Here is a 14,852-nt window from a genome sequence, read left to right as displayed (position 1 = left end):
TTTTGATTTTGCACTAACCATACCGAACAACAAAAGCCCCCCGACGCATCGGAGGGCTTCAAGTATAATATTGATATTTTTATTATCCTTTCGCGAATTGTGAACGGATCACATTCAACGCGCCACCCGCTTTAAACCATTCAATTTGTGGTTTATTGTAGGTGTGGTTCAATGTAATGGTATCCTTGCTGCCATCTTTATGGTTCAATACCATTGACAATGGTTTGCCAGGTGCAAAAGACCCGAGGCCAACAATATCGAAGCTATCGTCTTCCTGAATTTTATCGTAATCTTCTTTATTGGCGAAGGTCAATGCCAGCATACCCTGTTTTTTCAGGTTGGTTTCGTGAATACGGGCAAAACTTCTAACCACAATAGCGCGAACCCCAAGGTGACGAGGCTCCATAGCTGCATGCTCGCGGCTTGAACCTTCACCATAGTTTTCATCACCTACCACTATTGAGCCAATGCCTGCTGCTTTGTAAGCACGTTGTGTAGCGGGAACAGCGCCGTATTGGCCGGTAAGCTGGTTTTTAACTTTATCAGTTTCTTCGTTAAAGAAGTTCACTGCCCCGATCAGCATGTTGTTACTGATATTATCGAGGTGGCCACGGAATTTCAACCATGGACCCGCCATTGAGATATGGTCAGTAGTACATTTTCCTTTTGCTTTAATGAGGAGTTTCAACCCTTTCAGATCGGTTCCTTCCCATGCAGCAAACGGTTCCAGTAACTGCAGGCGTTGTGAATCGCCGGCTACTTTAACCTGTACACCGCTGCCATCGGCAGCCGGAGCGGTATAACCCGCATCTTCTACAGAAAAGCCTTTAGGCGGTAATTCAGTACCGGTAGGCTCATCGAGCATAACCTCTTTACCGTCTTCGTTCTTCAGTTTATCTTTTAACGGGTTGAAAGTAAGGTCGCCGGCAATAGCAAATGCAGTTACGATCTCAGGGGAGGCTACAAATGCGTGGGTAGAAGCCAGGCCATCGTTACGTTTAGCGAAGTTGCGGTTGAACGAAGTGATGATCGAGTTCTTACGTTTGGGATCGTCGATATGACGGGCCCATTGACCGATACAGGGACCGCAGGCGTTTGCCAGCACCACACCACCGATCTTGTAGAAAGTATCGAGGAAACCATCTTTTTCAATGGTAAAACGAACTACTTCAGAACCGGGTGTAATGGTGAATTCAGCCCTGGCTTTCAGATTTTTATCAACGGCCTGTTTAGCCAGTGAGGCAGAACGGCTGATATCTTCGTAAGAAGAGTTGGTGCATGAACCGATGAGGGCTACTTCCAGTTTTTCGGGCCAGTTGTTTTCTTTAACGGCGGCAGCGAATTTAGAAATAGGCCATGCCAGGTCAGGAGTGAACGGACCGTTCACATATGGTTCCAGTTCATCGAGGTTGATCTCGATCAACTGATCGTAGTATTTGGCAGGATCTGCGTATACTTCATCATCAGGACGCAGGTGTTCTTTGATCTGTGTAGCCAGGTAAGCAACTTCTTCGCGGCCGGTTGCGCTCAGGTAAGCGGCCATTTTTTCGTCGTAAGCGAACAGCGAGCAGGTGGCGCCTATTTCGGCGCCCATGTTACAAATGGTTCCTTTACCGGTAGCGCTCAGGCTGTCGGCGCCTTCGCCGAAATATTCAACAATAGCGCCGGTGCCGCCTTTTACGGTGAGGATACCGGCCACTTTAAGGATCACGTCTTTAGCGGCGGTCCAGCCACTCATTTTACCGGTTAATTTAACACCGATGAGCTTGGGCATTTTCAGCTCCCAGGGCAAACCGGCCATTACGTCAACCGCATCGGCGCCGCCTACTCCAATGGCGATCATACCTAAACCGCCTGCATTGGGGGTGTGGGAGTCGGTGCCGATCATCATACCGCCGGGGAAAGCGTAGTTTTCCAGCACAACCTGGTGAATGATCCCGGCGCCAGGTTTCCAGAAACCGATGCCATATTTATTGGAAATTGAGGCCAGGAATTCGTATACTTCTTTATTTACTTCGTTCGCGGTTTTCAGGTCTTCCAGGGCCCCGGTCCTGGCCTGGATCAGGTGATCACAATGCACGGTTGAAGGAACGGCTACTTTTGCACGTCCGCAGGTCATAAACTGCAATAATGCCATTTGGGCGGTTGCGTCCTGCATAGCTACGCGGTCGGGTGTAAAATCTACATAATCAACCCCGCGATCGTAGGCTCTTTCTGCCGGAACGAACAGGTGGGCATATAATATTTTTTCTGCTAATGTAAGTGGCCGGCCAACCAGTTTACGCGCCTCAGCCACTTTTTCGGGCATCGCGGCATAAACCTTTTTAATTAAATCCAGATCAAAAACCATGATTTTTCGTTTAAGAAGTGATCAAACGTATAAAAAAAAGTTTTGTAAAGTTACCTAAAAAATAGGGCCAGGGTAAATGCAGGCTTGCAGATTTTTGTTTAATGTTATAATTTAGGGCCATGAACCGGTTCAGATACTTTATAGAATGGCAGGCTTTTGGCGTTTGTTCCGCTATTGGCGAACGTTTGGGCATTGCCACATCCCGCATTCGTACCTGGTTTATCTATGTATCCTTTCTAACTATGGGTTCTCCGCTTATTATTTATTTCATTCTGGCGTTTTGGATGAATATTAAACGGTACATCCTGTCATTACGCCGTAACCCCCTGAAATATCAATAGAACCTTTGACTCCCGATCTGTTGCCTGAACCAATTCATTTTGGGGCAGGTATGTAATTTGTTTTGTGAGCAAGTTAAATATGGTGCTGTGTTTGAATTTGATTATACCGATAACAATTACGAACAGTTGGTGCATGCCATGGCCGATGCCTTGAAGGTTCCGGTACATAATGATCAATTGCATTTCCCCGAAGCCATCGGCACGGGCAGCCTGCGGCATATTCACGTGCCCAATGGCCTGCATGCCTATATTATGGACTGCACCATGCACCAGGACTGGCATATTCACGTAAATAAATCGCACGAAGAGTATTACACCCTGCGCTTTGATGAGCTGACCATTCCGCATTCCCTTACTATTGGCATTGCCGAGGAAAAGATTCGGGGGAAGAATACCAACAAAGCCCTCGCCTACCTTACCAGCTCGCGGTACAACTGGTCGTACGAAGGTTCTGCAGAATGCACGTACAAAGGGCTGCACATACTTTTCAGCAAACGCTGGCTTGCCCAGTATTTTGAAATTGAGCGGGTAGAAGAGGTTTTATCATCCTACATCGCATTGAAAGCCGAGAGCATCAATATTGTACCGCTCGATGCCCGCTACCGCCGGTGGATGAAGACGATATCGCACGTTGAAGACAGCAACCCGCTGCGGCTCCCCATTCTGCAAAACCGCATGATGTTATTGATAGAACGCTTCTTTAGCAGCCTGTTCGAAAAAATGAGCAACCCGGCATACAGGCTGCCGCTTACGCATGAAGACATTGCACGGGTTATGCATATTGAACGGCTGCTGACAAGAAATGTGCTGCAAACCCCGCCTTCCATTCAGCAGTTGGCGAAGATCGCAGCCGTAAGCGAATCAAAGCTGAAAAAGGATTTCAAGACCATGTACAGCTTTCCTATTTATGAATACTTTCAGAAAGCGCGCATGCATGCTGCACAGGATAAACTGCTCACCGGTAAATTCTCTGTAAAGGAAGTGGCCATGGAATTAGGGTATTCAAATCTGAGCAACTTCACTATCGCATTCAAAAAAGAGTTCGGCATTCTGCCCAGTCAACTGCTGTCACAAAAGAAGCTTTCTCATTAAAGTATATTCTACAACTATACTTTTAATAACCATAGAATTGTTTACAATATGTTAAATTCATTGCAGTAACATGACGTTTACTTTATGCGGTTATTGTTATAACTATATTAGTTACCAGTTAGTAAAATTCCGGTACAGTTTTCCGTATATCTACAGCAATAGAAAATATTAACCTCCCCGTTTTTTAGTCCAATATCAAATGCGAAAAAATGTTTATAAATATTTTTTCGCATTGCAATTCCTTTGGTAAACAATCTTTTGCAGCTCCCCCGATCCAATCGGGAGGAGCTTTTTTCATATTACTTTTTTTTACGTGGTATAATTTATGCTATCTAGCGATCATATTAAATTTATACACGTTATGAAATCCAAGTTTTTACCGTCCCTTTTCGTGTGTTTACTGTTTACCTTTTTCCTTGGCGCCTGCTCCGATAAAGATTCAGGAGAAAAAGCCAGACTGGAGGTTCGTTTAACGGATGATCCTGCGGCTTACGATGCTGTTTATATCGACATTAAAGATGTACAGATCAATGTATCCGGCGAAGACGACAAAGGCTGGCAGTCGCTGGCCGGTGTACAAAAAGGCATTTACAATTTGCTCGACCTGGTGAATGACAAAGACACCCTGTTGTGCAATGCCGAGATCCCTTCAGGCAAACTGCATCAGATCCGACTGGTGCTGGGCAACAACAACTCTATCGTACTGAATGGTGTGAACATTCCGCTCGAAACGCCCAGTGCCCAACAAAGCGGTTTAAAGCTGAACGTACAGCAGGATGTAACCGGCGGCATTTTGTATACCATACTGCTCGATTTCGATGCAGGCAGATCAGTGGTAACAACCGGCGGCGGCAAATACATTCTGAAACCTGTCATTCGCACTGTATTGAATGCTGTTGGCGGAAGCATTAAAGGCGCAGTTACACCCGGCACGGAGCTTACAGCGGTTTATGCTATCAATGGTACCGATACCATGACCACCTTTACCGATGGAACCGGCGCTTATCTGATCAAAGGTGTTCCGGCCGCTACGTACAAATTACAATACTGGCCTACCGATGTAACCTACCAATCGCAGGAGAAAACAGGCATTGTTGTTACTACAGGCAATGTTACTGTGGTTGATACGGTACATTTGGTGAAATAGGTGAACGGCGTGAATAGTCAATGGTGAATAATCCTTATTGCAGGACTCGCTATTACCCTCAGATCTGATAACATTTAAAAATAAAGCCCTTATAGCAAGATCGCAGATCTTCACTATAAGGGCTTTTTCTTTATAGCGTAGAGATGCAGCAATTAATGATTATCCCAAAAATCAAACCGCATTGACCATTCACCATTGACCACTACACTACTGCTTTGCGGATCTTCACCAGCTTCTGCAACAATGCTTCCAGCAGATCGAGTTTCAACATATTGGCGCCATCGCTTTTGGCAACAGCGGGATTGGGATGGGTTTCTATAAATAAACCGTCGGCGCCTGTAGCTATGGCTGCGCTGGCAATAGTACCGATCAGCTGCGGGTTACCACCGGTAACGCCTGAAGTTTGATTGGGTTGTTGCAGGCTATGCGTGCAATCCATGATCACCGGCACACCATGTTCTTTCATCCAGGTTATGTTACGGTAGTCAACCACCAGGTCCTGGTAACCGAACGTATTACCACGCTCAGTAAGCATTACATGCTCGTTTCCGGCCTTTATTATTTTTTCTACGGCGAACTTCATGGAAGGTCCGCTTACGAATTGTCCTTTTTTTACGTTCACTACTTTTCCGGTTTCAGCGGCGGCGATCAGCAGGTCGGTCTGGCGGCAAAGAAAGGCCGGGATCTGCAGTATATCGGCGTATTGGGCGGCCAGGGCGGCTTCGTCATGGGCGTGAATATCGGTAGTTACCGGTACTTTGAAAGCGGCGCCGGTTTTCTGCAATAACCGTAAACCTGTTTCATCGCCAACGCCCGTAAAGGAAGTAGCGCTGGTGCGGTTGGCCTTGCGGTAAGAGGCTTTAAAAATATAAGGAATGCCCAGGTTGCGGCAGATAGTGGATACCTTTTCCCCTACTTCCAGCAACAATTCTTCACTTTCCACTACGCAGGGGCCGGCAATCAAAAAAAAGTTCGAAGTGTCGTATTGCTGTCCGGCAAAAAGATCAGTAAGCATTTTTTTCATGGCGCAAAGATAACCAATGTGCTGATTTGCTAATGTGCTAATGTGCTGATGGCTTTCCGCAATTCAAAGACGCAAAAAAATCACCCAACCTATTAATAATCAATCAGTTTACCAATTTAATCACTTGTCGAACAAATATTGGCACATTAGCTAATTCGCCCATTATCACATTATCCAATTATCATATTATCACATTACATTTGCGCCTATTACAAAAACTAACTACCGTTAATACATGATCAGAGAAAGAATACTTGTTATTGGCGCTTCGGGCCAGATCGGCGTAGAATTAACCCTGGCCCTGCGTAAGATCTATGGTAATAATAATGTCGTTGCATCTGACCTGCGGGAAGAGAACGACCTGCTGAAGGGCACCGGTCCGTACGTAAGCCTCGATGTAATGAACAAAGAAATGCTGCACGTACAGGTGATAAGGCAGAACATTACACAGATCTACCTGCTGGCGGCCATCCTTTCAGCAACGGGTGAAAAAAATCCCAACCTCGCCTGGCATTTGAATATGCAGGGTTTGCTGAACGTACTGGATATTGCACGGGAAGAAAAGATCTACAAAGTTTACTGGCCCAGCAGTATTGCCGTATTCGGCCCTACTTCGCCAAAACAGAACTGTCCCCAGCAAACCATCATTGAACCTACTACGGTGTATGGCATCAGCAAGTACGCCGGTGAATTCTGGTGTAATTATTACTTTCAGCGTTTTCATGTTGACGTACGCAGCCTGCGCTATCCGGGTTTGATCTCTTACAAATCTGCTCCCGGCGGCGGTACCACCGATTACGCCGTAGAGATATATCATGAAGCGCTGGAAGAAAAAAAATACGAATGCTTTTTACGGGAAGACACTTACCTGCCCATGATGTATATGCCCGACGCCATCAAGGCAACCATCGAACTGATGGAGGCGCCGGCAGCACAAATCTCTGTCCGCACTTCCTACAATATATCGGCCATGAGTTTTTCGCCAAAAGAAATTGCAGCAGCTATCAAGAATTACATTCCTGAATTCGACATCAGTTATGAACCCGACTACCGGCAAACGATCGCCGACAGCTGGCCGCAAAGCATCGACGATTCGGTTGCCCGCAAAGACTGGGGCTGGGCCCACGAATATGATCTGCAAAGAATGACGAAGGACATGCTTGAGAACCTGCGCAATAAATAAAAATTGCGTTTGTACATGTGTGTGCCTGTAAGGGTTGCTACTTTTATTTGGAAGTACAGGAATTGTATATTATATTTCCTGTGTAATCAGGTATTGCATTACCCGCATTATATTCCATTTCTTCTATCCCGCCAAACGGGCACTGATGTAGCAACCTTCTGATGTGATAATTCGATAGTGAATTATCACATTATCTAATTATCACATTATCACATTAACATAATTCACTGCTTGTCTTTGAGCATTTAAGTGCTATGTGTTGTCAAAGGGGCTGTTTCAAAAAAATGAAGCAGCCCCAACTTTTATTCAGGCCTAATGCACTAAACTTGCAGGGGTTAAATTTGTTTGATATTAATATGAAAAAGATTCCCTGGTTACTTTGCTTTATGACCGCTTTGGCGGCAACCGCATTTCCCAATTCGCCCTTACCTACGGGCTGGTGGCGCGCTTCGCTGCTGCGAAACGACGGTATTACAATCGACTTCAATGTGAACATGCAATATAAGAAGGGTAAACCTGTATGGTATATTCGCAATGCGGCAGAAAAAATTGAAGTAACGGCCATTGGGCAAAAGCAGGATTCAATTATTGTTCAAATGCCCTTGTTTGAATCGGAATTCAGGTTACAACGTAACAGCAATACCATCAGCGGCGTGTGGATCAAAAAAACCTCCACATCAACGCAAATAATGCCGGTAGTGTTTACGCCCGGTGTACAACAACGGTACCCGCAGGCAAAACAAACGAAGCGAAAAATCGGCGGCCGATGGGGCGCTACCTTTATTGATGGCAAAAAACAAATACAGGCGGTAATAGAGTTCAAACAAACCGGTATTGCACTCACAGGTACCGTATTGACACCTACCGGCGATTATCGATACCTCGAAGGCGCGGTGCACAACGATACGCTCAAACTTAGTACGTTCGATGGAAGCCATGCCTATTATTTCAGGGGCACCATTAACAATGATTCGGTAATTACCGATGGGTTTTATTATTCGGGCGCTACTTCTGTTGAAACGTGGACGGCCCAAAAGAATGAAAAAGCAAGCATTCCCGATACGCTGTCAGCAGTATATTTGAAACCGGGTGAAGACAGTCTGCATTTCCGCTTTCCCGATCTTGACAGCAACATGGTTTCTATAAGCGACGATCGCTTTCGCAACAAAGTGGTTATTGTTCAGATCATGGGCTCCTGGTGCCCGAACTGTATGGATGAAACAGCTTTCTTAAGTGAATATTACAAAGCCAACAAACAACGCGGTATTGAAATAGTGGCTCTCGCTTATGAGTACAGCACCGATTTCAGCCGTTCACAGAAAAGCCTGCGCAAATTTCAGCAGCGCTTCAATATTACCTACCCCATGCTTATTACCGGGGTAAGAACAATCGATTCATTACGTACCGAGAAAACGCTGCCGGAGATAACGCGGATAAAAATGTTCCCTACCACCCTGTTCATTGGCCGCGACGGAAAAATGAAAAAAGCGCATACGGGTTTTAACGGTCCCGCCACGGGCGTACATTATGAAGCGTTCAAGAAGGAATTTTACAATACGGTAGACGAATTGTTAAAAGAAGGTTTATAGTTTATGGTTTATAGTTTATGGTTATTGCCGCAATTTGAAATTGCCTGCAAATAGCAAAAACACAAAAAGGTTTGTTGTTTGTAGTTTGTTGTTTGTGGTTATTCCTGCAATTTGAAATTGCCTGCAAATATCAAGGCTATAGATTTTCAGCGGTTCAAACTCGAACATTCAGAAGTTAATAGCGAGGCCGGCATTGAAACAACCACAAACCATAAACAATAAACCACAAACACTGAATGAAATTGCCTGCAAATAGTAAAGCCATAAATTTTCAGCGGTTCAAACTCGAATATTCAGAAGTTAATAGCGATGCCGGCATTGAAACAACCACAAACCACAAACAATAAACCACAAACCCTTACAGTGGTCTTATCCAGATATTTCTGAAACTGGTAGGATTGCCATGGTCCTGCAACACCAGCGGTTCTTTGTCGCCATGTTTCTCATACGTGGCAATACCGATATACTGGGTGCCGCCGCTTAAGCTGGCATTGTTCTGTACCAGCACACCGTTATGCAAAACAGTTATACGTGCCTGTGATTTCACCGTACCGTCTTCATTAAAACGGGGTGCAATAAAGATGACATCATAGGTTTGCCATTCACCCGGACCGCGGCTTGCATTTACCAGTGGCGGCAATTGCTTATAAATACTTCCCGCCTGTCCGTTGCTATAGGTTCTGTTCTTATATGAATCGAGTACCTGCAGTTCGTAACGGCCCATGAGGAAGATACCGCTGTTACCGCGGCCCTGGCCATCGCCTTTCACTTCGGCCGGCGTTCTCCACTCAACATGCAGCTGGCAATCGCCAAACCCCTGTTTGGTATGAATTTCACCAGTGCCTGGTGCTACAGTTAAAATACCACCCTCTACTTTCCATTTGGCCGCACCGTTATCTTTTGAAGCCCATGCACTGGCATCCTGACCACCAAAAAGAACAATAGCATCTGAAGGTGCATCCACACTTGTTTTACCGGGGGTGATCACTTTGGGTTCGGGTTCCCATACCTCTGTTAACCGCGGATCGCCCTGCCGCAGCTGTTGTTGTGCCTGTACCGCATATACACTAAAAAGAAAGAAAAAGTTTAGCACGAATCGTTGCGCCATTTGTTGTCGTTTTTTACAATTGAAAATGGGAAGTTAATGAAAGAAGTTGACTAGTTAACAAGTTGACTTGTTTACTAGTTGACGGGTTAACCAGTTGAAAGGTTAATTTTCTTAGCTCATCAATTTTCATCGTTTTCATTATCAACTTTATCACTTCTAAAAACATTTCAGCCTCCTGTTAACCCGTTACCCAGTTACCTGTTAAGTTATCGCTGTATAACAAACCCCATGAACACCTCATCCGCTACCTGTTCAACATTTACCGAAGTCACTTTGGCGTGCACAGGCCCCTGTTTGCACCATTGCACCAGTTGATCGAGCAGATGGGGCGAACCGGTGGCCAGGATGTGCACATTGCCATCGGGCAGGTTTTTAACGATGCCGGAGATACCCAGTTCCAATGCCTTTTCTTTTGTGCTTTGCCGGTAATAAACTCCCTGCACAATACCGCTTACTGTAATGGAGATGGTTTGTAACATATGCCGAAAGTTAACAAGTATTGAGAAATTTTAGCCATCAGCCGCAATAAATACGCCACATATTACACCCAATCGCTTTATGAACGACACTGGTTATCAACAGACAACAACGCATTAAACACACAAAAACGACAAGAACGTTTTCTTCTGTTAGGGACACTGATAAATTTTATTATTTTTATCGGTAATAAGCGATCCATATGCCCCTGCGTAATGTGATAAAATACATTACCCTGATCGTGGTTATTTCTTTTATAATGGCCTGGTTGGGACAATACATCCTGTATCACTATAATATAGCTGAAGCAGTGTGTATGACCAACGATTGCCCTGAAACGACCAAAAACACCATCATCGGTACTTCATTCGTGATCCTTCTTTTTAGTGCGGTATACCTTGTGTTCATCAATCGCGATCTGTCAGCCAGTCCGGGTATGGAAGTAAGCATTTTGCTAAGCTGCCTTATCCTGAACTTTATCAACTTTGATAATACTAATGCTTTTCTCAGCCTCATTCCTTACAATATCGTCAGCGTATATTTCTATTACCGGGTAAAGACAGCGCTCAGCAAACCGTTTGCATTATATACGTTCATCATGCAGGAGATCTTCCTGGTGTTATTGCTGGTTTGCACCTATGTTTATCTCGATGAATTGTTTGTTACGAAAGGATTGCCCCGGGATACCGTTCTGCCAACCGGCGCAGAAAAAATGATGGGCCGTATTTTCGACTTCCTGGTGTGGACGGTCTTTATCTTACACGTGGTTTATCTCAGCTTCAAGTTTGTGTTCAAAAAGCAGCTCCTGAAGTATATCTCTTACAATTTTAATAAAGGGCCGCTGCCGTAGGAGGCGGGAATATAGCTGCAAGCGAATACAGAATACAGCTGCAAGCTTCAAGCTGTAAGCTTCAAGCGAATACAGGCGAAAGGCTAAAGGCGAATACAGAATACAGCTGCAAGCTTCAAGCTGTAAGCTATAAGCCGAAAGCGAAAGCAATACAAAAACAGCTGCAAGCTACTAGCTGCACGCTGCAAGCCAATTCAGGCGAAAGCCGGACAGGAAAACGAAAACTTTTACCTCTGTGTCTTTCTCGTTGCCTCAATGCCTCTATGCCTTTCTCGATGCCTTGTTGCCTCTGTGCCTTATTCGTTGCCTTTACACCTTTTTACCTTCTTCCAACATTGAGCGTTCTGCAATTTTATAAATAGGCTTGTGATGAACCGGGAAATTGCAGGAGCTGGCAATGAAACATAGTTTATTCGCCTTTTCATGAAGCACATCGGCTTTTTCAATCATTTCTTCGCTGGCGAGGGTAATGACCGGGAATAAGGTCACTTCGGTAAAATGCCCGCCGCCATCGGCGGTTTCTTCCATAGTGCCGGCCGCGTCATCGACATACTCCACCACAATTACACCGGCGGCAGCGCACAAATGCAAATACCACAACATATGACAAGAAGAAAGCGAGGCTACCAGCAACTCTTCAGGATTATACCGGCCGGGATCGCCGCGAAAGGAAGGATCGGATGAGCCCGGGATCTGTGGCTTGCCGGGGGTTGCAATAACATGATCACGGTCGTATGAGGTATAAGAAGCAGTCCCTTTTCCCCGGTTGCCCGTCCAGGTAATATTCACTTTGTAATGATGCGCTTTCATAGCAGCAATTTACGATTATTACCAGTGAAAAACAGTCGACTGCGGAGCGGTCTTTTGCACGGGAGCTGATGGGGTGCACCGGATAAACCAGGCCATAAACAGCAGCAGGAGCAGGATTACAAATCGTTGGGCGCGAGATCGGTTTGGCATGTCTTAAGGTTTAAGTGGGAGATTCGCGTTTCCCTAAGTTACACATTATTAAACGGATGTGACCAAATATATTTTTCCGGCGACGGAAAAACCGCCGGCTTCACAAAAAAATATTTTGCCGTAACATGGTAAGTAGTATTTTTGCGCCTCAATTATGACAATATTCACTCATACACATCATCATCATACTTACCTCAGCAGGTAGGCCGATGGTGCTTTATGTAGTGCCAGATATTTAAAAGGGCTTACCGCTGGTAAGCCCTTTTTATTTTAAACCGGTCCTGAGAACAAGCGTTAGCTCGGCAGGACAAAAAAACAACGAGATTCAAATGAAACTTCGGATTGCTATTCAGAAATCGGGTCGCCTGTATGAAGATTCCGTACAACTCCTGAAAGAATGCGGCATTGCCTTACGTAATGTAAAAGACCGGCTGAAAACGGAAGCAGACAATTTCCCCCTGGAAGTTTTTTTTCTGCGCGACGATGATATTCCGCAGTACGTTGAAGATGGCGTTGCCGATATTGGTATAGTGGGTGAGAACGTGTTGTATGAGAAAAACAAGAAAGCGGAGATCGTTGAAAAACTGGGTTTTGGCAAATGCCGTCTTTCCGTAGCCATCCCCCGCAGCCAGGAATACGCAGGCATCCGCTCACTGGAAGGTAAACGAATTGCCACCAGCTACCCCTTCCTCGTTAATGAATTCCTCGCCAAAAATAATGTACAGGCCGAGATCCACGAGATCAGCGGTTCTGTTGAAATTGCCCCCGGCATCGGCCTCGCCGATGTAGTGGCCGACCTGGTAAGCAGCGGTTCTACCCTCATGATGAACGGACTGAAAGAAGTGGAAGTGTTGTTACAGTCACAGGCCGTGCTCATTCGCAATAACAGTCTCGATGCCGAACAACAAAAGCTGCTCGACAAACTGGTGTTCCGCATCAGATCGGTAAAGAAAGCCAATAACAACAAGTACATTTTATTGAACGCCCCCAATGATAAAGTAAAAGAGATCATTGCCCTGTTGCCCGGCATGAAAAGCCCTACGGTGTTGCCGCTGGCTGAAGCCGGCTGGAGCAGCGTACACAGCGTACTTAGCGAAGATACCTTCTGGGATATCATTGAACAGTTGAAAGCGGCCGGCGCCCAGGGAATTCTGGTGGTGCCCATCGAAAAAATGATCATCTAACCCAATAGACAATTGGCAAAACGCAATAAGCAATAAACCAACTGGCAATAGGCAAAAGGCCAATAAAGCATAGAAAATTGCTATAAGTTGAAGCAAAAAGTAGTAAGCGTGTATGATCTTTGCAAATCCCTGCCAATTGTCCCCGTCCGACCGGATCATCCGGGCGGGTATTGCAAATTGCCAATTGATTTCCTGACCAACTTCAAAAAAATATAAAATGCAAATTTATCAGAATCCCAACCGGAGTGAATGGAAGGCCTTGCTGCAACGGCCGGTCATGAATACGGAAGCACTGGAAGGTTCGGTAAAAAACATTCTGCAGGAAGTAAAACAACAGGGCGATGCTGCGGTAAAAAAGTTCACGCAGCAGTTTGATAAAGCTACTATCGACAACCTGCTTGTAGCAGAAGATGAATTTATAACCGCACAGGAATCGCTCGATCCCAAACTGAAAGCAGCGATCCTTTCGGCCAAAGTAAATATTGAAACGTTTCATAAGGCACAGCTCACTGCCCCTGAAATTATAGAAACCATGCCCGGTGTTCAATGCTGGCGTAAGAACGTAGCTATTGAAAAAGTTGGTTTATACATTCCCGGCGGCACCGCTCCCCTTTTTTCCACCATCCTGATGTTAGGCATTCCGGCCAAACTCGCCGGTTGTAAAGAGATCGTCCTGTGCTCGCCACCCGATGCCAACGCACAACTGCATCCTGCTATTTTATTTGCAGCCAAGGCTGTGGGCATTACCAAAGTATTTAAAGCGGGCGGCGTACAGGCCATTGGGGCTATGGCTTATGGTACGGAAACCATTCCTGCCGTTTCAAAAATTTTCGGTCCGGGTAACCAATATGTAACCTGCGCCAAACAACTGGTGCAGCAGGACGGACTGGCCATCGATATGCCGGCCGGCCCAAGCGAAGTGGCGGTGTATGCCGATGAAACGGCCATTGCCGCTTTCGTTGCCGCCGATCTGTTAAGCCAGGCCGAACATGGCGCAGATAGCCAGGTAGTACTGGTAAGTTGCACACAAGACGTTGTGAACAGTATAGAACAGGAGATCAATAAACAGGTGGCTGAACTGCCAAGAAAAGATATTGCTTTAAAGGCATTGGACAACAGCAAGCTGATATTGGTGAACAATGAAGCCGAAGCCATCGATCTGCTGAACGAATACGCACCTGAACATCTTATTTTAAGCTGCAATCACCCTGAAGAAATAGCCGATAAAATTATCAATGCCGGTTCTGTTTTCCTGGGTCATTATTCGCCCGAAAGCGTAGGCGATTATGCCAGCGGCACCAACCATACCCTGCCAACCAATGGCTATGCCAAAGCATACAGCGGGGTAAGCGTTGACAGTTTTGTAAAAAAGATCACCTTTCAACAGTTAACACAGGAAGGACTGAAGAAAATCAGCAAAACAGTGATCGCTATGGCGGAAGCTGAAGGACTTCAGGCCCATGCCAACGCGGTAAAGGTGAGATTATAATTATTCAGTTATTCAGTTGTTCAGTTCAAAGTTCACAGTTCACAGTTCATAGTTCACA

General features: G+C 45.5%; 13 protein-coding genes. 8 read left to right on the top strand and 5 right to left on the bottom strand.

The features are described from left to right. Window positions 1-82: 82 nt before the first annotated feature. The gene (locus A4R26_RS29720) at window positions 83-2,350 is read right to left on the bottom strand and encodes an aconitate hydratase (protein WP_081170162.1); all 2,268 of its coding nucleotides are present in this window, start codon (window positions 2,348-2,350) and stop codon (window positions 83-85) included. A 119-nt stretch (window positions 2,351-2,469) separates the two neighbouring features. On the opposite strand from A4R26_RS29720, the gene A4R26_RS29715 reads away from it, so the two are divergent. The 3 genes from A4R26_RS29715 (at window position 2,470) to A4R26_RS29705 (ending at window position 4,930) form a co-directional block, all read left to right on the top strand. Further along, window positions 2,470-2,691, top strand: coding sequence for a PspC domain-containing protein (locus A4R26_RS29715; RefSeq protein ID WP_081170161.1), 222 nt, complete (start codon window positions 2,470-2,472; stop codon window positions 2,689-2,691). 87 nt (window positions 2,692-2,778) lie between these two features. Next, window positions 2,779-3,783, top strand: a complete 1,005-nt coding sequence (locus A4R26_RS29710) for a helix-turn-helix transcriptional regulator (protein ID WP_081170160.1) — start codon at window positions 2,779-2,781, stop codon at window positions 3,781-3,783. A 361-nt stretch (window positions 3,784-4,144) separates the two neighbouring features. Further along, entirely contained in the window at window positions 4,145-4,930 is a 786-nt protein-coding gene (locus A4R26_RS29705; protein WP_081170159.1) for a DUF4382 domain-containing protein, read from the top strand. 202 nt (window positions 4,931-5,132) lie between these two features. On the opposite strand, the gene kdsA is transcribed toward A4R26_RS29705, so the two are convergent. Then, window positions 5,133-5,954, bottom strand: a complete 822-nt coding sequence (kdsA, locus tag A4R26_RS29700) for a 3-deoxy-8-phosphooctulonate synthase (protein WP_107685924.1) — start codon at window positions 5,952-5,954, stop codon at window positions 5,133-5,135. Between the two features lie 235 nt (window positions 5,955-6,189). On the opposite strand from kdsA, the gene A4R26_RS29695 reads away from it, so the two are divergent. Further along, complete coding sequence (locus A4R26_RS29695; RefSeq protein WP_081170158.1) at window positions 6,190-7,137, top strand: NAD-dependent epimerase/dehydratase family protein; 948 nt, start codon at window positions 6,190-6,192, stop codon at window positions 7,135-7,137. A 356-nt stretch (window positions 7,138-7,493) separates the two neighbouring features. Further along, entirely contained in the window at window positions 7,494-8,726 is a 1,233-nt protein-coding gene (locus A4R26_RS29690; RefSeq protein WP_081170177.1) for a peroxiredoxin family protein, read from the top strand. A 358-nt stretch (window positions 8,727-9,084) separates the two neighbouring features. Here A4R26_RS29690 and A4R26_RS29685 read toward each other — a convergent pair whose 3' ends face one another. Further along, complete coding sequence (locus tag A4R26_RS29685; RefSeq protein ID WP_081170157.1) at window positions 9,085-9,834, bottom strand: 3-keto-disaccharide hydrolase; 750 nt, start codon at window positions 9,832-9,834, stop codon at window positions 9,085-9,087. Window positions 9,835-10,040: 206 nt separating this feature from the next. Beyond that, window positions 10,041-10,313, bottom strand: a complete 273-nt coding sequence (locus A4R26_RS29680; RefSeq protein ID WP_081170156.1) for an acylphosphatase — start codon at window positions 10,311-10,313, stop codon at window positions 10,041-10,043. Window positions 10,314-10,513: 200 nt separating this feature from the next. Here A4R26_RS29680 and A4R26_RS29675 point away from each other — a divergent pair, with 200 nt between their 5' ends. After that, window positions 10,514-11,161: a hypothetical protein gene (locus A4R26_RS29675; RefSeq protein ID WP_081170155.1), complete on the top strand. Its 648-nt coding sequence runs from the start codon at window positions 10,514-10,516 to the stop codon at window positions 11,159-11,161. Between the two features lie 309 nt (window positions 11,162-11,470). Here A4R26_RS29675 and A4R26_RS29670 read toward each other — a convergent pair whose 3' ends face one another. Continuing rightward, window positions 11,471-11,971 carry an OsmC family protein gene (locus A4R26_RS29670; RefSeq protein ID WP_081170154.1) on the bottom strand — a complete coding sequence of 167 codons (501 nt, stop codon included), beginning with the start codon at window positions 11,969-11,971 and terminating at the stop codon, window positions 11,471-11,473. A gap of 479 nt (window positions 11,972-12,450) precedes the next feature. Here A4R26_RS29670 and hisG point away from each other — a divergent pair, with 479 nt between their 5' ends. Beyond that, complete coding sequence (gene hisG / locus A4R26_RS29665; protein ID WP_081170153.1) at window positions 12,451-13,305, top strand: ATP phosphoribosyltransferase; 855 nt, start codon at window positions 12,451-12,453, stop codon at window positions 13,303-13,305. Window positions 13,306-13,522: 217 nt separating this feature from the next. Then, a complete protein-coding gene (hisD, locus tag A4R26_RS29660; protein ID WP_081170152.1) occupies window positions 13,523-14,794 on the top strand; it encodes a histidinol dehydrogenase in 1,272 nt (423 codons plus the stop codon). The last annotated feature ends 58 nt before the right edge of the window (window positions 14,795-14,852 follow it).

The sequence above is a fragment of the Niastella populi genome (genome assembly GCF_002078015.1).
GTDB lineage: Bacteria > Bacteroidota > Bacteroidia > Chitinophagales > Chitinophagaceae > Niastella > Niastella populi.
The sequence above is the reverse complement of the archived record's forward strand: the minus strand, read 5'-3'. Positions and strand labels throughout refer to the sequence as shown.

Coding starts and splice junctions, on each gene's coding strand:
- A4R26_RS29720 (WP_081170162.1), bottom strand. CDS start 2,350: ATGGTTTTTGATCTGGATTTAATTAAAAAGGTTTATGCCGCGATGCCC.
- A4R26_RS29715 (WP_081170161.1), top strand. CDS start 2,470: ATGAACCGGTTCAGATACTTTATAGAATGGCAGGCTTTTGGCGTTTGT.
- A4R26_RS29705 (WP_081170159.1), top strand. CDS start 4,145: ATGAAATCCAAGTTTTTACCGTCCCTTTTCGTGTGTTTACTGTTTACC.
- kdsA (WP_107685924.1), bottom strand. CDS start 5,954: ATGAAAAAAATGCTTACTGATCTTTTTGCCGGACAGCAATACGACACT.
- A4R26_RS29695 (WP_081170158.1), top strand. CDS start 6,190: ATGATCAGAGAAAGAATACTTGTTATTGGCGCTTCGGGCCAGATCGGC.
- A4R26_RS29690 (WP_081170177.1), top strand. CDS start 7,494: ATGAAAAAGATTCCCTGGTTACTTTGCTTTATGACCGCTTTGGCGGCA.
- A4R26_RS29685 (WP_081170157.1), bottom strand. CDS start 9,834: ATGGCGCAACGATTCGTGCTAAACTTTTTCTTTCTTTTTAGTGTATAT.
- A4R26_RS29680 (WP_081170156.1), bottom strand. CDS start 10,313: ATGTTACAAACCATCTCCATTACAGTAAGCGGTATTGTGCAGGGAGTT.
- A4R26_RS29675 (WP_081170155.1), top strand. CDS start 10,514: ATGCCCCTGCGTAATGTGATAAAATACATTACCCTGATCGTGGTTATT.
- A4R26_RS29670 (WP_081170154.1), bottom strand. CDS start 11,971: ATGAAAGCGCATCATTACAAAGTGAATATTACCTGGACGGGCAACCGG.
- hisG (WP_081170153.1), top strand. CDS start 12,451: ATGAAACTTCGGATTGCTATTCAGAAATCGGGTCGCCTGTATGAAGAT.
- hisD (WP_081170152.1), top strand. CDS start 13,523: ATGCAAATTTATCAGAATCCCAACCGGAGTGAATGGAAGGCCTTGCTG.